Origin of the sequence: Psychrobacter sp. Arc29, from assembly GCF_041431175.1 — a bacterium.
Classification (GTDB): domain Bacteria; phylum Pseudomonadota; class Gammaproteobacteria; order Pseudomonadales; family Moraxellaceae; genus Psychrobacter.
Genome location: NZ_JASMRR010000001.1, coordinates 638,216 through 658,317, shown reverse-complemented (window position 1 = coordinate 658,317; position 20,102 = coordinate 638,216). Strand labels below are relative to the sequence as shown.

At 42.8% G+C, this 20,102-nt stretch carries 17 protein-coding genes; 10 read left to right on the top strand and 7 right to left on the bottom strand.

Annotation, left to right across the window (positions count from 1 at the left end; all coding sequences use genetic code 11):
• The first annotated feature begins 73 nt into the window (after window positions 1-73).
• Window positions 74-526, top strand: coding sequence for a surface-adhesin E family protein (locus QO189_RS02790; RefSeq protein ID WP_093069139.1), 453 nt, complete (start codon window positions 74-76; stop codon window positions 524-526).
• Between the two features lie 86 nt (window positions 527-612).
• On the opposite strand, the gene QO189_RS02785 is transcribed toward QO189_RS02790, so the two are convergent.
• Window positions 613-1,179: an adenine phosphoribosyltransferase gene (locus QO189_RS02785; RefSeq protein WP_371531413.1), complete on the bottom strand. Its 567-nt coding sequence runs from the start codon at window positions 1,177-1,179 to the stop codon at window positions 613-615.
• A 369-nt stretch (window positions 1,180-1,548) separates the two neighbouring features.
• On the opposite strand from QO189_RS02785, the gene QO189_RS02780 reads away from it, so the two are divergent.
• Both QO189_RS02780 and QO189_RS02775 read left to right on the top strand, forming a co-directional pair.
• Complete coding sequence (locus QO189_RS02780) at window positions 1,549-1,713, top strand: rubredoxin (RefSeq protein ID WP_057759803.1); 165 nt, start codon at window positions 1,549-1,551, stop codon at window positions 1,711-1,713.
• A gap of 27 nt (window positions 1,714-1,740) precedes the next feature.
• Window positions 1,741-2,790 carry an alpha/beta fold hydrolase gene (locus QO189_RS02775; protein WP_201601643.1) on the top strand — a complete coding sequence of 350 codons (1,050 nt, stop codon included), beginning with the start codon at window positions 1,741-1,743 and terminating at the stop codon, window positions 2,788-2,790.
• Between the two features lie 104 nt (window positions 2,791-2,894).
• Here the strand turns inward: QO189_RS02775 and QO189_RS02770 are convergent, their stop codons facing one another.
• Window positions 2,895-3,905, bottom strand: a complete 1,011-nt coding sequence (locus QO189_RS02770) for a WG repeat-containing protein (protein WP_371531412.1) — start codon at window positions 3,903-3,905, stop codon at window positions 2,895-2,897.
• Window positions 3,906-4,285: 380 nt separating this feature from the next.
• Between QO189_RS02770 and QO189_RS02765 the strand changes: the two genes are divergently transcribed.
• Window positions 4,286-5,218, top strand: coding sequence for a DMT family transporter (locus QO189_RS02765; protein ID WP_371531411.1), 933 nt, complete (start codon window positions 4,286-4,288; stop codon window positions 5,216-5,218).
• 145 nt (window positions 5,219-5,363) lie between these two features.
• Here the strand turns inward: QO189_RS02765 and QO189_RS02760 are convergent, their stop codons facing one another.
• Window positions 5,364-6,788: a solute carrier family 23 protein gene (locus QO189_RS02760; protein ID WP_371531410.1), complete on the bottom strand. Its 1,425-nt coding sequence runs from the start codon at window positions 6,786-6,788 to the stop codon at window positions 5,364-5,366.
• Window positions 6,789-7,323: 535 nt separating this feature from the next.
• On the opposite strand from QO189_RS02760, the gene QO189_RS02755 reads away from it, so the two are divergent.
• A complete protein-coding gene (locus QO189_RS02755) occupies window positions 7,324-8,757 on the top strand; it encodes an L-serine ammonia-lyase (protein ID WP_371531409.1) in 1,434 nt (477 codons plus the stop codon).
• A gap of 120 nt (window positions 8,758-8,877) precedes the next feature.
• Here the strand turns inward: QO189_RS02755 and QO189_RS02750 are convergent, their stop codons facing one another.
• The 3 genes from QO189_RS02750 to xthA form a co-directional block, all read right to left on the bottom strand.
• Window positions 8,878-9,276, bottom strand: a complete 399-nt coding sequence (locus QO189_RS02750) for a DUF4377 domain-containing protein (protein WP_371531408.1) — start codon at window positions 9,274-9,276, stop codon at window positions 8,878-8,880.
• Window positions 9,277-9,673: 397 nt separating this feature from the next.
• The gene (gene argJ, locus QO189_RS02745; RefSeq protein WP_371531407.1) at window positions 9,674-10,897 is read right to left on the bottom strand and encodes a bifunctional glutamate N-acetyltransferase/amino-acid acetyltransferase ArgJ; all 1,224 of its coding nucleotides are present in this window, start codon (window positions 10,895-10,897) and stop codon (window positions 9,674-9,676) included.
• A 171-nt stretch (window positions 10,898-11,068) separates the two neighbouring features.
• Window positions 11,069-11,893 (bottom strand): exodeoxyribonuclease III, encoded by an 825-nt coding sequence (gene xthA / locus QO189_RS02740; protein WP_371531406.1) that lies wholly within the window; start codon window positions 11,891-11,893, stop codon window positions 11,069-11,071.
• A 232-nt stretch (window positions 11,894-12,125) separates the two neighbouring features.
• On the opposite strand from xthA, the gene QO189_RS02735 reads away from it, so the two are divergent.
• From QO189_RS02735 to QO189_RS02715, 5 genes are all read left to right on the top strand, one after another.
• Window positions 12,126-12,695, top strand: coding sequence for a hotdog domain-containing protein (locus tag QO189_RS02735; RefSeq protein ID WP_371531405.1), 570 nt, complete (start codon window positions 12,126-12,128; stop codon window positions 12,693-12,695).
• Window positions 12,696-12,701: 6 nt separating this feature from the next.
• Window positions 12,702-13,538 (top strand): ATP-binding cassette domain-containing protein, encoded by an 837-nt coding sequence (locus tag QO189_RS02730; RefSeq protein WP_371531404.1) that lies wholly within the window; start codon window positions 12,702-12,704, stop codon window positions 13,536-13,538.
• A gap of 89 nt (window positions 13,539-13,627) precedes the next feature.
• Entirely contained in the window at window positions 13,628-14,422 is a 795-nt protein-coding gene (fetB, locus tag QO189_RS02725; RefSeq protein WP_371531403.1) for an iron export ABC transporter permease subunit FetB, read from the top strand.
• A 572-nt stretch (window positions 14,423-14,994) separates the two neighbouring features.
• The gene (locus tag QO189_RS02720; RefSeq protein WP_371531402.1) at window positions 14,995-16,692 is read left to right on the top strand and encodes an AMP-binding protein; all 1,698 of its coding nucleotides are present in this window, start codon (window positions 14,995-14,997) and stop codon (window positions 16,690-16,692) included.
• A gap of 576 nt (window positions 16,693-17,268) precedes the next feature.
• Window positions 17,269-18,969 (top strand): AMP-binding protein, encoded by a 1,701-nt coding sequence (locus QO189_RS02715; RefSeq protein WP_371531401.1) that lies wholly within the window; start codon window positions 17,269-17,271, stop codon window positions 18,967-18,969.
• Window positions 18,970-19,056: 87 nt separating this feature from the next.
• Here the strand turns inward: QO189_RS02715 and QO189_RS02710 are convergent, their stop codons facing one another.
• Window positions 19,057-19,926, bottom strand: a complete 870-nt coding sequence (locus tag QO189_RS02710; RefSeq protein WP_371531400.1) for an SDR family oxidoreductase — start codon at window positions 19,924-19,926, stop codon at window positions 19,057-19,059.
• Window positions 19,927-20,102 lie beyond the last annotated feature (176 nt).

The window sequence follows — 20,102 nt, the reverse complement described above, 5'->3', positions numbered from 1 at the left end:
AAAAGATATTTGCCTGCCCACAGTAAGTTGGCTATCATGAGCGACTTCAGATAACAAGAAGCAAGGCTTAAGTATGAAACGGCTATCAATGTTATTGGCAGGCAGTGTTTTAATGACCAGCACCCATGCGGTCAATTGGGTAGAGGTGACCGAGAGCGACTCTGGATCGACGTTTAGCTTAGATGTAGACTCTATCGAACACTCTGACATCAACATCATAGACGAAAAAGACGTCGAAAACATTACTGTCTCTTTGCTAAGAACCTATCCTACGCAAAAAGATAAGAGCACAGTGAAAGAAAAACCCATCCATCATAGCGATCAGCAACTACTGATTTCTTGTAAAGATTTCAGTTACTATAAAAGAGCTTACGTCGATTATAGTGCTGATAATAAAGTCATTAAGTCTTGGCAATCAGAGAAGCCTATACTGACCACCAAAGACTTTAAGATCACCACACCAAAGACCGTTGGTCGCACGCTGATTGAATACGCCTGTAAAAGCTATGAGCAAAACAAATCGTAATATCATTAGACTCACCACAAAAAAAGCGCCCTGATTATTTTCAGGGCGCTTTTTTATACTCTATAAATTTTCTTGAACGATCAGACTTACGCCTTTAGTACCGTATAGACAGGTACTGGGAACTCGCCATGTAGCTCAACCAAATCTAATAAAACTAATGCACCGACCACAGTATGATCGGCTGACTGGCATAACTCATAAGCGGTCGTCAATGTGCCTCCAGTCGCCAAGATATCATCGACCAGTAGTACGCGTTCAGGTGGCAAGTTGTTTTGCATCTCAAGCGTGTCTTTCCCATACTCAAGCGCGTATGCTTTATTAGCGACAGGTGGTGGCAGTTTACCTGGTTTACGGAGCAAGATCATCCCCTTACCCAATCGTCCTGCCAGCATACTGGCAAATACAAATCCACGTGCTTCAACAGCCCCTAAGCAATCCACCTCATCCATCAGTCCCTCTGGTAATGCGGCAAGCAGTGCATCGATGACAGCATCAATATGACTGCGCAGTAACGGAGTAATATCATAAAAATCAATGCCGACTTTTGGAAAGTCTGGTACTGTGCGAATAATCTGCCAAAACGGATGGTCTGTATTGAGCATCGTAGTCGTCTCATTTTCGGTAGTGGCAGATGTGGCGGCGTTAATACTCATGAAAACCCTTAGCGTGTGTGTTTATATGGTTTAGATAATAAATAGATATGGCTTGGATAATAACTAAATACGAATGTATCAGTGCTAAATAATGGATAACACTGTGAATTTGGCGGCGATTATTATAGCATAATTGACTTTCTTATTGCAGATTGACGCCCGTTATTGTATTTGGTCGTAGCAAAATAGTACGAATCCCTACCTTGATAAAAGATAAGTCATCTCAATATACAAGTGTAAACTTAACTATGAAAATAACGGTTATATGCTAAACTACGTGCGCTTTTACCGTCTAATATAATGACTGTAATACGAAATATAAGTGTTTATGACGCACTGTGACACTGGTAATGATCGATAGGACTATTTATGAAACGTTATGAATGTATTGTCTGCGGCTGGATCTATGATGAAGCGCTTGGCTGCCCTGAAGAAGGTATTGCCCCTGGTACCAAATGGGAAGATATCCCTGATGACTGGACCTGCCCTGAGTGCGGTGTCGGCAAGCTTGATTTTGAGATGCTTGAGCTGTAGTAGATGACCCTCTAATTAGGACACTTCATGACAACATCAAATGACATTAATAGTGCCAAATTGCCGGAAACGTCAGATACCAGTTTAGACAATACTCTAGACTTTTACCCTACTCCTGAATGGCAACGGTTTGGGAATCATCAGTGGCGCGACTCCGATCTTAGCCAACACCTTCATCAAGCAATGATTGATATTGGTGATGGTATAGAGCTGTGTGTCGAAGCGGGTGGCAACCCTAATAATCCGCCGCTGCTGATGATCATGGGGCTGGGTTCGCAAATGATATTTTGGCCAGACAATTTTATTAAGCGCTTTATTGATGCTGGTTTTTTTGTGATCCGTTTTGACAATCGTGATATCGGCCTGTCTTCTAAAGTACAGATCGAGGGCCTACCTCGTATCAGCCAGCTCAAAATGATGGTACGCCTACAAACGGGGCTATCGAACAAAAGCACTCAGGTTGCTTATAACTTGACTGACATGGCAGAAGACACCGCGCGTTTGATCAAGGCGCTAAAGCTTGGCAAAACGCATCTGCTTGGCGCCTCTATGGGCGGGATGATTGCACAAATTGTGGCGGCACGTTATCCAAGCTTGGTACAGCGTATGGCCCTTATGTTTACCACGACCAATCGAGCATTTTTAAAACCGCCAAGACCTAAGCAGCTATACACCCTTATCAATCGTCCAGAGAGCCACTCTGAGCGTGATATCGTACGCCATAGTGTCTGGTTTATGAAAACTGTTGGTACACCAGGTCACGTCAATGTGCGCATGGTGCGTGAAATTGCCAAAATTCGCTATCAACGCAATTTTCACCCACTTGGTACGGTACAGCAGCTTAATGCTATCTTGGCATCAGGCTCTATCAGCCGCTTTAGTAAGCAAGTCAAAGCACCGACAATTGTCTTACATGGTAGCGCTGACGGATTACTACCGGCATCACAAGGTCGAGTGGTGGCAAAAACCATTCCTAATGCCAAGTTTCATTTAATCGAAGGTATGGCGCATGATATTCCAGAGTATTATCAGCCTTATATGGTCGATTTGATTAGCAATCATTTGTTAGAAAAATAGCTATTTGCCTATAGTAACACCAGCTATAAAAAAGAGTGTAAATCCTATCGATAATGGATAGGGCTTACACTCTTTTTCGTTGTATACCAATTACAGATATAACGCTAATCGCAGCTGACACCTGTGCCTTCTTTATCGATACACATTTTATTGCCGTTTTTTAAATTGCCGATCCATGCCTTACCACCTGTAAATACAAACGAGGGTTGACCCTTATAATTATCATCAGCCAATACCCCATCACTAGTGAAGCGAAAAGGAATCACTAGCTCACCGCCCAGATTGACAAAGCCCCACTCTTCTCCGATACGAACGCCCGCTAATTCTTCAGAGAATGGACGGACTTCATCAAACGAATAGGTAATCATCGTAACGTCGTTATCGTCAACGAAGCCCCATTTTCCATCTTGCTGACGTGACTGTAACGTCGTAAAACGTGTGGGTGCAGGTTGTCTTGATTGTGATGATGTATTGTTAGGAGAAGCTGAGGATTTTTTAGCCGACTGACTATCATCCTGAGCATTTGGATCACGCGTTGCATTACCATTTTTATCCAACCAACTTATCGCACTGTTTTTACGGACGCGCGCTCTCCCATTACGATAATCATCGATCTCGTCAATCGATGCTGAAAACGAGACAACCGTGCTGTTGGAGGTATTGATAACACCGTAGTTACCATCTTTTTTTACGACGATACGGCCTTCAGATACTGGACGTGCCCACCCTTGATTCCCTGTGAGCATATCGTACATTGCTGGCACAACTTCGCGGCCCTGCATATTGAGATAACCGACTCGACTGTTGCGCAATACAGGTAGTAACCCGCCCGATATCTTGTCGGCATCGACTTTCTGATAGCGTGATAAATCAACGACCCTTTTACCTTTGCTGTCAATCAGAGCGACTGGGGCACCAAAATCTTTGATTGCCAAAAAATAGCCGCTAGTAGAGGTACAAGAGACATTTTTATAGTAGCTTTTGGGGAGTTTGCAACTGGCCGCTTGTGCGCTAGGCATTAAAAAAAATGCACTAGAAACGATACCTATCGCAAAGCTAAATTGCGATATTTTTAGAGGCAAACAAGAGGTCACATTTGGTTGTATTTTTGACATAAAATGTCGGAGCATAAGCAAACCTGGGCAAATGATGTAGATTGTTTGATATAGCGAATTATGAATGGTGATTTTATGAATACTAGACTAACAAATTGTGATATCAGCGCCAATGTCATTCCTGTAAGGATGTGACTCGATTATATAAGCGCTGTTGTACAAGCATTATTGTGTGAATAAGGTCACAAGATGGTTCTACTGCCCGAGAGACTTTTTCGTACTATGTAGTTTAATAGATTATCTATAGCAACGACCTATCTAATAACTAGAATAAATTTTGGTTTTGCCATTTCATTTTTTGCTCAAAACCACGACAATGGGGCTTTGGCTAACCCTCACATTGGTCTAGTACCATAAAAATAATAGTATAAGGACGTTTTATGGCGACTGCTTCTTCACGCGCTGCCCCTATTGGCTTGGTTATCGGTTGTATTATCTTTGGGCTGGGCAGTCTGATTGTCGCTCACGTCGATATCGGTGGCTGGGCGATGTCATTTTGGCGACTGGCCATTTCAGGTATTGTCTTTGCGATTTTGGCCAAGGTGATGCGCCAACAAATGCCACAATCAAAACGTGCTATTTTTTATGGTTTATTATCAGGTGCATTTTTAGGATTAGACTTGGCGCTTTGGCACGAGAGTATTTATGCTGTGGGTCCTGGTATTTCGACCTTGCTCAATAGCTTACAAATCTTCTTCTTGGCTGCCATTGGTTTTTTGTATTTCAATGAGCGCCAATCTATCGTGCAGATCATCAGTTTATTTTTAGCGATGCTGGGCGTTGCAATGATAGGCAGTCCTGAATTTGCACACAACTCAGCGGCCACTTGGGGATTTGTCACGGGTATTGTGTCAGGAGCAATGCTAGCCGCGTCGATGACTTTTATTCGAAAGACACATGATACCGAACCAACACCGATATTTATGCTGATGCAACTGATTAGTATCGGTGGCGTCTTAGCGATGATTGTGCCTATGTTTATATTCGATACAGGTCATATCTTGCCCAACACATGGTCGGAGATTGGTTGGGTGCTTATCTACGGCACAGTGATGCAGTGTTTGGCATGGGGACTGATTGCCTATTCTATTCCCAAGTTGTCTCTGGTATTGACTGGTTTGTTACTATTAACCGAGCCTATTGCAGCACTTGTCATTGATTATAGCTGGCTGGACAAACCTATCAACAGCTTACAATGGGGCGGTGCCTTGTTAACCATGTTTGCTATTTATTTAGGGTCACTAAAACCAAAACCGCGTGCATTGCGCCGCTATCGATTTTTTTCAAGGTTTTATAAGCGAGACTATAAGTAATTAAGTGATATTGATACAGCTACTCAACACCGTCATTCAACAAAAAGCGCCCATGCTACAGATAGCATGGGCGCTTTTTGTTAAAGGATATATGCTTTTACTATCTGTATTCGATAGGCGCAAACTTTAATCTTATTAGCATCACTTATTTAACGTCAGAACTTTGATGAAATAGAGCATTTAATACGATAGCAGCTAAAGTGGCGGTACCGATACCACCCAAATCAAAACCACCTAAGTGCAAGCTAAAATTACCTGTACCCATGATTACGGTTACTGCCGCGATGATCAAATTGCTGTTTTTACTAAAATCGATGTGGCTATCGATCCAGATTTTTATCCCAGCGATCGTGATCAGACCAAAAACAACGATAGAAGCGCCGCCTAATAAAGCCGCTGGTATCGTTTGGATAATGGCACCAAATTTTGGTGATAGTCCTAATATGATAGCGACCACACCTGCTACGACAAATATCGTCGTGCTATATACTTTGGTGACCGCCATCACCCCAATGTTTTCAGCATAAGTAGTCACACCTGTACCGCCAAATCCTGCTGAGAAAGTCGTTGCCAGGCCATCGGCAAAAAATGCTCGGCCCATATAAGGGGTCACGCGAGACTTGGTCATACCTTCCACTGCCTTAAAATGACCTAAGTTTTCAGCGACCAAAATAAAGGCGACAGGCGCAATGAGAATAATAGCGCTCATCTCAAAGCGCGGGGTATGAATGCTTGGCAAGCCAAACCATGAAGCCGCAGCGACTGCGCTAAAATCAATTGCCGCACCAAAACCTAGAATATTGGTCATCACAAAATAAGCAATGTATGATAATACCAAACCCACGAGTAGTAGCAAACGACGCAACATGCCACGGGTAAACACCGCCACCCCACTGATGAGTAATACAGTCAACGTAGCCATCCAAGCATCAAACTGATTGGCAGATACGCCCTGAATAGTGACTGGCGCCAAATTAAGACCAATAATCATGACAATGGCACCGGTGACGATAGGCGGCATCAAGCGCTCAATCCAGCCAGTGCCGGTTTTCATCACCAACAGGCCAATCAACGCATAAATGATACCGCAGGCCATGATACCGCCTAACGCGACATTCAAATTATCATTGAACCCTGCCCCTGCATACGCAGTCACCGCAATCACCGGACCGATAAAAGCAAAGCTTGACCCCAAGTAGCTTGGCATACGTCCACCAGTGATCATAAAGAACATCACCGTACAGATACCAGACATCAAAATGGCTAAGTTAGGGTCAAATCCCATCAATAATGGCGCAAGGACGGTCGCACCAAACATGGCAAACGTATGTTGTATACCAAGTAATACACTCTTCGATGGTGGCAGATAATCATTGATACCCACTGGATCACGATCCAAATCGCCTTTGTAAGGTCGCCATGTCGGAAACCAGCGACCATTTTCAAAATCTGGATTGTGCGGATAACTGATCGCTGCTGAATCAATACCTGCAACCTCTAATGAGTTTTGAGCTGACTGATCTTGAGCGCTGTTGTCTGAAGCTGATGATGGGTCTTTTTGAGATGGCATGCGCGCGTGTCCTATGTGAGCTGAGGTAATAGGCTAAAATAACTAATAAAGTAAAAACTGAGCTGAATTGAGAGGCTGATAGACAGGGTTGTATGGATAGCAGGTCATATAGGTAGAAAAACGTTATAATACTCTACCCATAATATGTCATCCCAATTCATTCGTTTATGTTGTAATATGACAAACCAAAAGTATTATTTGGTATGATAGCCAAGTCTTGCTAGTTGTATCAGGTTAATATGTACTATCAAAAATACTTTCTGTCTTCTACAAGCTAGCATACTTAATAGCGGTACTGACTTACAGGATGTTACATAGTCGTTGACTCCGAGCATGATAGCGGAGTTTCAAAATAAATAAAAGTGATTATTCAGTCACCACTTGTACTCTTTTACAGCACCCTTTCCATAGACAGCCACTCACAAGTACCTTTTAACGGTGCCTGCGAGCGATGACTGCCTATTATATTTTCAATAAAAGCGCTCAAGGCAATCATCACAATTGCTCAAGCTTTTGAATTTTTCGGTAACTCATTATGATTAGTATTTTTGATTTATTTAAGATCGGCATTGGTCCATCAAGCTCGCATACAGTGGGACCAATGGTGGCAGCCAATTTATTTTTAGCCTCATTGACCAAGCAAATGGAACTGACGGCTATCGCAAAGATTGAAATTGAGCTTTATGGCTCTTTGGCGGCGACAGGAAAAGGGCACGCAACAGATACTGCTATATTGTTAGGGTTACTTGGCCATACACCTAGCACCATTGATACACGTATGACCGGCAGCTATCTTTCTCCTATTTTTTCTGGCAAGACATTAGATGTGTCAGGTATTCACACGATTGCATTTGATACAGAGCAGGATATTTATTGGTACGACGACACTGTCCTGCCCTATCACCCTAACGCATTGACGCTTCGTGCTATATCGACTGACGGTATTCGTTATCAGCAGACTTATTATTCAGTCGGTGGCGGTTTTGTTATCAATGAAGAAGATGCGACTAACCCAGACGAAGATCATGCTAGCCCGACCATCGATAGAGTTCCCTACCCGTTCAATAACGCAGCAGAGCTACTAGAGCAATGTCGTGAGCATGATTTGAGCATCAGCGAATTGGTACTAGCAAACGAATGTCACTTCCATGACAAAGAAGAAGTATTTGCCTACCTAGATAGTATTTGGGAGGTTATGCAAGATTGCGTCAAACAAGGCTGTGAAAATGGCGGTATTTTGCCAGGTGGCTTGGATGTCAAACGCCGTGCACAAGATTTACACATGCAACTGTCTGCGGAAAAAGACCAACCTATCACCAAAACTGATAAATTAGCCGCCATGGATTGGGTAGACTTATACGCGCTCGCCGTCAATGAAGAAAACGCCAATGGCGGCAAAGTCGTGACCGCACCCACCAATGGCGCAGCAGGTATCATTCCTGCAGTATTGCACTACTATCGTGATTTTTTACCTAACTATAGCCAAGATGGTGTCCGCAAGTTTTTATTGAATGCTACCGCTATCGGTAGCCTAATCAAGCAAAACGCCTCCATCTCTGGTGCTGAAGTCGGCTGCCAAGGCGAGGTTGGATCGGCGTGTGCGATGGCAGGTTCTGCATTAGCAGAAATCATGAATGGCACACCAGCTAAATGCTTAAATGCGGCAGAAATCGGTATTGAGCATAATTTAGGTCTAACCTGCGACCCTATTGGTGGTCTAGTGCAGGTGCCTTGCATCGAGCGCAATGCCATGGGTGCGGTCAAAGCTATCAATGCAGCACGTCTAGCCTGTAGAGGAAATGGTCAGCACTTTGTCTCTTTGGATAAGGCTATAGAAACCATGAAGCAGACAGGTGCTGATATGTCTGATAAATATAAAGAGACCGCTCGTGGTGGCCTAGCTGTCTACGCTGATAATAGAATTCCTACTGCGACGCGCGGCGTCAGTGTTAACTACAGTCAATGTTAATGTTAATGTTAAACTTTACTTTCAATCACGCTATCTCATCATAGCAGCAGATATCGTATCAATAAAAAGGCCGCTAATCTATTAGCGGCCTTTTTATTAAGCGTATACTTTCAAGCTATCTTATTCAGCAGTTTTTGAAACGACTTCGTTTAAGATCCAAACTGGTTTGACCACATTAGAGCCTTCAGCAGTGACGGCTTCTTGGCGTACATCTAATACGTAACGATAGTTTGGCTCGTAAGTAAAGCCTTGGATATTACCATTTAGAGTAGTGTAGTTTTTCTGATAGGTTTGGCGATACTGTAGGCACTGTGATTCAACCATCGTACCGTCTGTTGCAGTCAGGTCACAAACTGCTTTACGCGGTGCAATTTCTACTTCAAAACTTGGAATATTTACCACTTTGACGTTCATAGGCTGTCCTTCTACAACCATTGTACGCTCATTGTCCATGTCCATAGTAGAACAACCAGTAAGAGCAAAAGTTGTCATCAATGCTACAAGTGCTAATTTTTTCATTATTAAATCCTCAGATAATTGGTAATAATTCTTCGTTTTCTATCTAAATTTATTATTTTAAAAACTTTACTGCATTTCTTCATGCAACAAAGCTTCTTTCTATCATGATGATATTTAGAGTCACGCTAATTGAAATCTCCAGCCAGCTTTACTAGCGGTGTAGTGAATATCATCTGTTTACCCGAGCAAGTATAGGCCTCAACTCACCTTACTCTCTATGACTGCTTTGTAAAGTAACGTCAGCTTTTGCAACTGATGTTAATAAAACGTATTGAATAACAGAGTAATTTGATAATAGCTTAGTGTTAGACACTAAAAAGCCAGAGCAATATTTACTCTGGCTTTTTATAAATAGATTTAAAAAAATCTATTGAGATTGAAACTTTTAAGACCTTTTCTAACTGCGATAGTCAGCGTTTATCTTGACATAGTCGTATGACAAATCGCAGGTATACACCGTATCGCTAGCATCGCCACGAGCAAGATCAATGTGAATAGTAATCTCAGCGCGGCTCATGACTTTCTTACCTGCTTCTTCTGTATAGCTGGGCGCGACACCGCCATTTTGACAAATCATCACCTCATCCAAATACACATCGACTTGCTCGGTGTCTAGGTCGCCAATACCAGCATAACCGACTGCCGCCAAGATGCGTCCCCAGTTTGCATCACTCGCAAAGAATGCCGTTTTTACCAGCGGCGAATGCGCCACTGCATAAGCTACATCGCAACATTCTTGCGTGGTCTGACCACCAGTCACTTTGACGGTCATGAATTTAGTAGCGCCTTCACCATCACGCACAATGAGCTGTGCCAAACGTACAAATACTTCGGTCAATGCATCAAAAACAGGTTGATAATGCGGATGCGTTGGACTATCAATCATATCTGAGCTGGCAGCGCCTGTCGCAATCAACACGCAGCAGTCATTGGTCGATGTGTCACCATCAACAGTAATACGATTAAAAGATTGCTCATTGATAGCGCTTAGCATCTCTTGCAATAAGTCGGCCGCGATATTGGCATCTGTTGCGACATAACCTAGCATAGTCGCCATATTTGGACGGATCATGCCTGAGCCTTTTGACATGCCAGTGATATGATAGCTAGTACCTGCAACCTCGATTTTTTGGCTAGCAAGCTTAGGGATAGTATCTGTTGTTCGAATACCGTTAGCAGCAGCCAGCCAGCTGTCATAGGCTAAGTTCGCCAGCGCATTGTCTAGACCTGCAATGACCGCGTCACTATTTAATGGCTCGCCAATCACGCCAGTAGAGAATGGCAGTACTGTATTAGCCTCTACGCCAGCTTTCTCAGCCAAAGCGATACAGATTTCAGTAGCGCGGCGTTTACCATCAGCGCCCGTGCCTGCGTTTGCATTACCCGTATTAGTGACCAAATAGCGCGGGCTGGCCTTGGCAAAGTGCTCACGTAATATACGTACAGGCGCGGCGCAAAATGTATTTTTAGTCGTGACAACTGCGGTCGTGGCCTGCTCAGCGATTTCGATCACGACCAAATCATCACGATTTTTGTAGCGTACGCCTGCTGCAGTTGCGCTCAGCTTAATGCCATCAATGGGATAAATAGTATCAGGTACTGTTACGTTTCCAACAGCCATAGTAAAATCCTTATTTTTCAATTTTTATCGTTGTTTTTAGGTGATGTAATAAACACTATAGTTGATCCAATTTAAAGGTGGTACAAGGCAACCGAGTGCAGATGTATATGTCATACTTCAAGCGAGGTTAACGCCTTAACGCTTTTATAGTGGATTAACTATATCTAAATATTACGGTTTTTTTAAATCAAATGCCGACCAGATTGGCGCATGATCTGAGGGTTTTTCCATCGCACGCAGCTCATAGCTGATTCCAGCATCGATGCATTCACTGACAAGGTCTGAGGTACATAGGATATGATCGATACGTAGACCGCGCTTAGGTTCATCATTAAAGCCGCGACTGCGATAATCAAACCAGCTGTATAATTCTGTACTCTCTGGATAATGCAGACGATACGTATCGGTCAACTCACGCGACATCAATGCTGAGTACCACTCGCGTTCCTCTGGCAAAAATGAGGTTTTTCTATTTTTTAACCAGCGCTTTGCATTGACCTCACCGATACCGATATCAATGTCTTCTGGTGCAATATTCATGTCACCCATGACAATGATCGAACGACCTTCTGCCTTTAGTGTATCAATATAAGCCATTAAATCTGCATAATAAGCACGCTTCATCGGAAATTTGGTCGGATGGTCTTGGCTCTCTCCTTGTGGAAAATAACCGTTGAGCACATCCACTTCACGCCCTTCGAACTTATAGCGTGCATGTATGAAACGCTTTTGTGCTTCAGCATCTTCGCTAGGAAAACCTTTTTGTACAAATATAGGCGCCACTTTCGACAATAATGCCACGCCATAATGTCCTTTTTGCCCGAAATACTCTACGTGATATCCTAGACCTTCTATGTCATCAAGTGGAAATTGATCGTCATGGACTTTGGTCTCTTGTAGACCCATGACATCAGGATCGATTACCTCGCGCACTGCCTCAAGCTGATGCTGGCGCGCGCGGATACCATTGATATTAAAACTGACAAAACGGGTCATAAACTGTCCTATACTGATTGATTAAAATACGGTGCTGATATAGATGTATGCGATGCAAATGTCTATGATAACAGACCTAGGCTGTCCTAGCTGTTGCATGGCCTTATATCTTGAGCTAGAGTAGCTCTTATTATAAATATAATAGAGACTATTTTTTGTTGGGTTTCTTATTTGCCCGCATATATAAATTACGTTCGCTACACAACCTTTATCAAAAATACTGAGCACCCTTATGACGACAACTGAGCATAAAAATAAAAATACAGCCGTGAATAATATGGAACCACTATTTGCTAAAGATTATAACGTCTACATCAACCATACGGATGCAGGCGGCATAGTTTATCATGCTAACCATCTGGTATTTTTCGAAAACTGCCGCCGTGATTGGTTTACCAAACTGGGCTTAAACGGTTACTTTTTACAAACTGATGATGGCGACATACAACATTTTGTCGTGAGTCAGGCGGATTTACAATACAAGAGAGCCATTCTCTTAGATGAAGTCATCTCTGTACATATCGATAAAGTAGAGCTAAAGCCTGCCAGCATCATATTTTATCAAAGCATTCATCGCAGCACATCAGACAAAGCTAGTAACCAACTATTAAGTAGCACCAAAATCGTCATTGCTTGTGTACAAAACCTCGTTAAGCCAGAACCAATGGCTAATAACGAAATAAATAATAATCAACCTGACAACGCAGTGAATACCACACCAATGCGCCCTATCCGTGTACCAAGAGAGCTACAAGATGCCATTGAGCAAGCGATTAGTGAGCAAATGAACGAGCGACTGTAGAACGCTATGCGCATTGATCCTGATAGACCCTTGCTTGAATTTAATACTCTCTGGGTGCATGGCAGACCGGTAGTCGGTGGCGATAATCCTAAGCATAGTAGTGATGAACAGACAAAAACCTTTGTACCGCATAAGCTCTATCAAAGATGGTCAAATAAGCGACAAAAAAATTTGCTATCTGATGGCCTATCGCCTCATAGTCGCATATTGATAAATGATGCGAGTGGCAAGCTATTATCAGGGCAAGTTACCGTTTTAACTGGTGCTTCTGGTAGTGGCAAGTCAGTACTATTGCGGGTGCTGGCAGGATTATTGCCGATGACCACTGGCGATATTCATCTACGAGATAATGCCACGCCAAATCAGAACCATGAAAGCATCCATACCGCTTCACCTACGGACTGGCGTAAGCACGTTGCTCTACTTGCTCAGCATCCACAGTTATTAGAAGGGAGCGTGCTTGAAAACCTAAAAATGCCTTATGACCTACAAGCACATCGGACTCAGAGTTTTGATATGGCTTGGCATATATCCCAGCTTGAGACGCTCAATAGACATTCAGACTTTTTACAACAAGAGGCTCATCATTTATCTGGTGGTGAGCGTCAACTGGTGAATACGTTGCGTCTATTGCAATTAAATCCACAAGTACTATTGCTAGATGAACCAACCGCTGCGCTAGATATCGATACCTCAGCGCAGATGGTCACTCTTCTTACGAGGTGGTTACAAGCAGATACTCAGCGCACATTGTTATGGGTAACTCACGATACCAAAGATATCATGCCGCTGGCTCATAGACATTGGCGTATGCAAGCAGGTGTACTAACTGAGGTATTATAGAACACTGTTGTTAAAGTTTTCCCCAAAACCTTGAGTAGATTGCGTTCATTATACTCCCATCTTTTTTCACCTTTTTATCATGAGCACCCATGAATGGTACGGACGATATGCAAGTATTTCTAACTTACAGTGATATTGCACTCGCCAGTTGTATGATTATCATCGTACTACTCATCTCATGGCAACTGCGCTTAAAACTGACAAAAACGCTCTTGATCGCTGCTATTCGCACCATCGTGCAGCTTAGCTTTATTGGTCTGATACTGGCATGGATTTTTGCCCGTGAGCAGTGGTATGAAGTTCTGCTGATTTTGACCATCATGACTCTGATTGCAGGCAGTGCCGCCAAAAATCGTGTCAAACGCAGCTATAAAGGGTTGCTAACTGATACGTTACTAGCCGTAGGTACCTCAGCGACACTGGTCACTGCGATAGCGATGATAGTTATCCTAAGAGTACAGCCTTGGTATACCCCGCAATTCATTATTCCTATATTGGGGCTGATATTGGGCAATTCTTTGACAGCCATCTCATTAACGAGCAATCAACTGATCGAAGCTTTTCATGAGCAGCAAGGACGTATCGAGATGATGTTAAGCCTTTCTGCTAGACCATTTGAAGCTGTGCATGAGCAGATACGTGCTGCGATTACCAATGGGATGACCCCAACGCTCAACTCTATGTTGGTCGTCGGTATTGTCAGCTTGCCCGGCATGATGACGGGGCAAATACTAGCTGGCGCCGATCCCACTCAAGCGGTGCGCTATCAGATAGTGACGATGTTTTTGATATGTGTAAGTAGTACGCTTGGCTGTACGATTAGTGCTTTACTGATTTATCGACGCTTTTTTAATAAAAATCAGCAGTTTATTTTACCTCGATAGTTTCTCCTCTGATCTGATCCCTCAGTTTCACGATCAAGCGTTATCATTCTGAAAAACCAGACCGTTGTTTATCTATATAAGCTCATTAACTCATCTAAACAGCCAATTGCTTTACTCATCATTAATAAACAATCTGCTCTGTTTTTATATTCATTACCAGCTCAAAAATACGCCTTACTTTATCTCATTTCTTAAACATCATAGATGTATCAAATTTTTCAGCTTTATCTATGTACTGCTCAGTCTTGCTTTCTATTATTGTCTTCAACATTATTCATGCTACTGTATTGCTTAAATGTATCGTTTTTTTGATACCGTAGTTGCAAAAACCAGATAATATCTAATTGAAATACAGGTTATTTCTGTCATTGGATTATCTAATTGTTTGATTCATTTAACTCACCCATCAGTAGTTAATTAGCATTGAGCAATGGCAACAAAAGCAAGCAGACACGGACGTTACTGCATCCAATAGCAGGTTAATCACATTAATGCTGATTTGTGATATTGACATGCATATGACTGCTTTCTTAAAAAACATTCACCTATATCAAACTGCAAGGACGCTGACTATGATGCCAAACAAACCTTGGCTTGACCAATATCCGGCAAGTGTACCAAAGACGATTAATCCTGATACTTATGGCAGCGTGATGGAGTTGTACGAGGAGTGCTTCGAGCGTTTTAGCGGGCATCCAATGAGTATATGCATGGGTGTTACGCATACTTATAATGATGTGAATAACGCTTCTCTTGCCATTGCCGCATGGTTACAGGCGCAAGGTCTACCTAAAGGTAGTATCGTCGCACTGATGATGCCAAACCTACCGCAATATCTACCAACGATGATTGGCATCTTGCGTGCAGGCTATGTCTGTACTCCTATTAACCCACTGTATACAGGTCGTGAGCTACGCCATCAGCTAAATGATTCAGGTGCTCAGGTGATTTTTGTGGTGGACAATTTTGCGCAGGCCCTTGAGCAAGTAGTAGATGAGACTGCCATCAAGCGTATCGTCTTATCTAAACTTGGCGATATGATGGGCCTAAAAGGTATGCTAGTAAATACTATTGTCCGTCAAGTCAAACGCTTGATACCCAAATACGAGCTCAACGATCCAAAGCATGAAGTTACCAAATTCCCGGACGTGCTCAAACAAGGTAAAAACTTACCTTTTCATGCGCCAAAAATGACTTTAGATCAATTAGCTATCTTGCAATACACAGGCGGTACTACAGGACTGTCTAAGGGCACGATACTGACCCAGCGCAATATTGTCTCCGCTGCATTAATGGCAGAAGCATGGTATCGCCCAGTGACCTCAGATATCAATGAGGTATATATCAATATGGTCATGGCATTGCCGCTTTATCATATTTTTGCTTTTTCGCTGAGCTTACTCGGTATGCGCTCGGGCTATACCTTTATATTGATACCTAACCCGCGTGATATGCCAGGATTTGTCAAAACCTTGTCCAAGCAGCCGTTTCATATCTTCCCTGCGGTCAATACGTTGTTTAAAGGACTGCTTGATACACCAACCTTCAAAAACTTGAATTTTGCCCCCCTACGCATCTCTCAAGCAGGTGGTATGGCAGCCACCAAACAAACAGCAGAGCGCTGGTTAGAGGTCACAGGCTGCCCTATGGTTGAAGGCTGGGGTATGACTGAAGGCGTCGCTGGTGGTACTGCCAACCTCGTAACCGATGACAAATTCAACGGTACAATTGGCATCCCAGTACCGAACGTCGACATTATCCTCATTGATGAAAATGGCGAGCGTGTGGGTACTCACCAAGCAGGTGAAATGTGTATCAAAGGCCCTAACGTGACCTCAGGATACTACAATAGAGACAGTACTAATGACTTTACGAGTGACGGTTATTTCCGTACTGGCGATATCGCTAGCATGGATGAGAAAGGCTACTTTACTTTACTAGACCGTAAAAAAGACATGATCTTGGTTTCAGGCTTCAATGTCTTCCCAAATGAAGTTGAATCTGTGATGCTAGACTGCGATGGTGTTATTGACTGTGCAGTGATTGGTATTCCTGATGAGCGCCAAGGTGAGGCGGTTAAAATTTATATTGTGCCTGCAGACAATAACGTGACTAAAGAAGTCATTACAGAGTTTGCCCTAGACAATCTGACTGGTTATAAGTGCCCTCGTCACATTGAATTTGTGAGCGACCTACCAAAGAGTAATGTCGGCAAAGTATTACGCCAAAAATTACGTGAAAAACATCACGCAGAACATCCTCAACAATAAGCAAATCCCCTCAATAAAAAAGCGCCTTTATCTTAACTGTAAGGCGCTTTTTTCATTCTATGTATTCCTCTTTAATCGTCATTTTTATAACTTTTACCAATGATTGTATAAATGATAAATGCCATTCATTAGCGTGAACCTCTTGTCTCTTTTACCTTTCAACACATATTGTTCAATATATCAAACGTAAATATAAACTATTGAGTTCTTGGATAGCCGTAACGAATTTAGTTGTAGTTATGTTAATGTAATGCCGAAATGTGTCACTAAGTTTTCTATCAATTTAGATTAATTGAATATTCAATTTAGGGCACTTTATTACTGTTGATTTGAATAAGGATTTTAATTTTAAAAACAGTAATCAGCCGTTTGATCTACTCAGATGCTTATTTTTTAGTAGCTCATTCTTGGTAGTTGAATCAAATTTTATAAAGGACTCTGTACTTTAGCAGTATGTGAAAACAAAGGATAGCACTCGACAATTCATCGCTCAAAAGGCACTGATGTATATCGTCGACATGGATGTGACTACTTTTTTATAGAACCTTAACTTATCTTAATTTAAGGACGCTAGGCATGACAGCAGATAAACCTTGGCTTGCTCAATACCCAGAAAACGTACCCAAGACTATTAACCCTGATCAATATGAAAGCCTCATAGAACTATATGAAGAGTGCTTCAATCGTTTTCGTATGCATCCGATGACTATCTGTATGGGTGTGACTCATACCTATGATGATGTTGATAAGGCGTCACTGGCAGTAGCAGCATGGTTACAAGCTCAAGGCTTACCTAAAGGCAGCGTCGTGGCACTTATGATGCCAAATGTCCCACAATATTTGCCAATCATGATTGGTATCTTACGCGCAGGCTATGTCTGCACTCCTATTAACCCACTGTATACCGGTCGTGAGCTACGTCATCAGTTAAATGATTCAGGTGCTCAGGTGATTTTTGTGGTGGACAATTTCGCTCAAGCGCTTGAGCAGGTCATCGAAGAGACCAATATCAAACGTATTGTCCTATCAAAAATGGGCGATATGATGGGTCTAAAAGGTATTTTGGTGAATACCGTTATCCGTCAGGTCAAACGCTTGGTGCCCAAGTACAACCTGAATGATCCAAAATACAATGTTACCAAGTTCCCTGAAGTACTGAAAAAAGGGCGCAACTTACCGCTTCAAGCCCCCAAAACTACGTTGCAACAAAAGGCAATTCTGCAGTACACAGGTGGTACAACTGGTCTGTCTAAAGGGGCTGTTTTAACCCAGCGTAATGTCGTCGCGGCGGCAATGCAGTCAGAAGCTTGGTATCGCCCTGTGACCTCTGGCATCAACGAGGTATACATTAATATGGTGATGGCATTACCGCTTTATCATATTTTCGCCTTTATGCTCAGCCTACTTGGTATGCGCTCAGGTTATACCTTTATATTAGTACCCAATCCACGCGATATGCCAGGATTTGTTAAAACCCTATCCAAGCAGCCATTCCACATTTTCCCTGCGGTCAACACCCTATTTAAAGGATTGCTTGATCAGCCAAACTTTAAAGATTTGGACTTTAGCGCCCTACGCATCACTCAGGCGGGCGGTATGGCAGCAACTGAACAAACCGCAGCACGTTGGTTAGAAGTGACTGGATGCCCTATGGTCGAAGGTTGGGGTATGACTGAAGGTGTCGCTGGCGGTACTGCTAATGTGATCACTGACCGCAAATTCAATGGCTCTATTGGCATACCAGTTCCTAGTGTCGATATCATCGTCGTCGACGAAAATGGTGAACGTGTCGCCATGCATCAGGCAGGTGAGATGTGCATCAAAGGTCCGAACGTCATGTCAGGCTATTTTAATAGAGACAACACGACCGATTTTACTCGCGATGGGTATTTCCGTACTGGTGATATCGTGAGCATGGATGAAAAAGGCTACTTCACTTTACTAGACCGTAAAAAAGACATGATCTTGGTCTCAGGTTTTAATGTGTTCCCAAATGAGATCGAAGCCGTTATGCTTGACCACGAGGGTATCGTTGATTGCGCCGTGATTGGCATCCCTGATGAAAACCAAGGTGAAGCCGTCAAAATCTATATTGTCCCTGCAGATAATAATGTCACCAAAGAAGACATCAAAGAGTTTGCACTGGATAATTTAACCGGTTATAAATGCCCGCGTCACATAGAGTTTGTCAGCGAACTACCAAAAAGCAACGTGGGTAAAGTATTGCGTCAAAAGCTACGTGAGCAGCACATATCAGACAACCCGCAAACGTTGTAATCTGTACATTATGATTTTGCCATAGAGACAAAAAAGCCCACTATTATTAAAGTGGGCTTTTTGTTTTTGTTGAACAAACCTCTCGTATCAGCTCAATCGACTCATCACTTGCAGCGGCAAACGCTTCATTGCCTGACCTACAATCGACCATGGCAAGCTTGGTACGCACGCTTCTTCCACACCTGCTTCAATCGCTGCAACAATCGCTTTGGTACCAGTATCAGTATCCACCTCAAACGGCAATGGCTTGGCATTCGTATTAATCTCAGTACGGATGTAACCGGGATAAATGGTAGACACCTTGATAGGTAGCTTAGTCAATAGCATATCAGCACGAATACCTTCTGCAAGATGCGCCAAACCTGCTTTGCTAGCGCCATAAGCCGTCAAATGCTTAGGTAGGCCACGCATCGCTGACATACTCGACATTGCCACCAGATGACCGCTATTTTGAGCCCGAAAGATATTCATCGCAGCTTCACATTGCGCTAATGCCGAGATAAAATTAACCTCAACGGTACGGCGGTTGGTATCAAAACGTCCTTTACCAATGCGGCGGCTATCGCCAATACCGGCATTGACCACTATACGATCAATCGTGCCAAAGTCAGCAGCAAATGCATCAAATACCTCAAAAACAGCAACATAATCACTGACATCTAATGCTCGGTACTCAACGCGTATATTGGGATATGCTGCGACCAGCTCTGACTGCAGGCTTTTTAAACGATCAGTACGGCGCGCACAGATAGCGAGGTTGTAACCAAGCTTAGCAAACAATCTTGCCATGCCCTCGCCCAATCCTGAACTGGCACCAGTAATCAATACAGTCTTATTTTTCCCTACTTGCTGCTCATTTAGCTCTTTTAGATATCGCGACGGCTGAATCGCACTAAACACCTGATTTTTACTTTGTTTAGCGCTTTTGGTTACTAAATTGATCAATTTATTTTTCATAGACAATCCTTTTTATATCAATATTAGATAAAATCGATAGCCTATAATATCGCAAATCGATAGATGGAGCTTGTCAGTTGTAAAAATAAACGAAAAATACTCAACAAATATAATGACTGACGTTAACGATATACGTAGCGGTCACATATTTAAAATAGCTACTTTATCACGGCTTT

Bases quoted from the DNA above. Each gene is read 5' to 3' on its own strand.
- QO189_RS02730 (WP_371531404.1), top strand. From the start codon at position 12,702: ATGCGCATTGATCCTGATAGACCCTTGCTTGAATTTAATACTCTCTGG.
- QO189_RS02710 (WP_371531400.1), bottom strand. From the start codon at position 19,926: ATGAAAAATAAATTGATCAATTTAGTAACCAAAAGCGCTAAACAAAGT.
- QO189_RS02790 (WP_093069139.1), top strand. From the start codon at position 74: ATGAAACGGCTATCAATGTTATTGGCAGGCAGTGTTTTAATGACCAGC.
- QO189_RS02780 (WP_057759803.1), top strand. From the start codon at position 1,549: ATGAAACGTTATGAATGTATTGTCTGCGGCTGGATCTATGATGAAGCG.
- QO189_RS02735 (WP_371531405.1), top strand. From the start codon at position 12,126: ATGACGACAACTGAGCATAAAAATAAAAATACAGCCGTGAATAATATG.
- QO189_RS02785 (WP_371531413.1), bottom strand. From the start codon at position 1,179: ATGAGTATTAACGCCGCCACATCTGCCACTACCGAAAATGAGACGACT.
- xthA (WP_371531406.1), bottom strand. From the start codon at position 11,893: ATGACCCGTTTTGTCAGTTTTAATATCAATGGTATCCGCGCGCGCCAG.
- QO189_RS02765 (WP_371531411.1), top strand. From the start codon at position 4,286: ATGGCGACTGCTTCTTCACGCGCTGCCCCTATTGGCTTGGTTATCGGT.
- QO189_RS02750 (WP_371531408.1), bottom strand. From the start codon at position 9,276: ATGAAAAAATTAGCACTTGTAGCATTGATGACAACTTTTGCTCTTACT.
- QO189_RS02775 (WP_201601643.1), top strand. From the start codon at position 1,741: ATGACAACATCAAATGACATTAATAGTGCCAAATTGCCGGAAACGTCA.
- fetB (WP_371531403.1), top strand. From the start codon at position 13,628: ATGAATGGTACGGACGATATGCAAGTATTTCTAACTTACAGTGATATT.
- QO189_RS02760 (WP_371531410.1), bottom strand. From the start codon at position 6,788: ATGCCATCTCAAAAAGACCCATCATCAGCTTCAGACAACAGCGCTCAA.
- argJ (WP_371531407.1), bottom strand. From the start codon at position 10,897: ATGGCTGTTGGAAACGTAACAGTACCTGATACTATTTATCCCATTGAT.
- QO189_RS02720 (WP_371531402.1), top strand. From the start codon at position 14,995: ATGATGCCAAACAAACCTTGGCTTGACCAATATCCGGCAAGTGTACCA.
- QO189_RS02755 (WP_371531409.1), top strand. From the start codon at position 7,324: ATGATTAGTATTTTTGATTTATTTAAGATCGGCATTGGTCCATCAAGC.
- QO189_RS02715 (WP_371531401.1), top strand. From the start codon at position 17,269: ATGACAGCAGATAAACCTTGGCTTGCTCAATACCCAGAAAACGTACCC.
- QO189_RS02770 (WP_371531412.1), bottom strand. From the start codon at position 3,905: ATGTCAAAAATACAACCAAATGTGACCTCTTGTTTGCCTCTAAAAATA.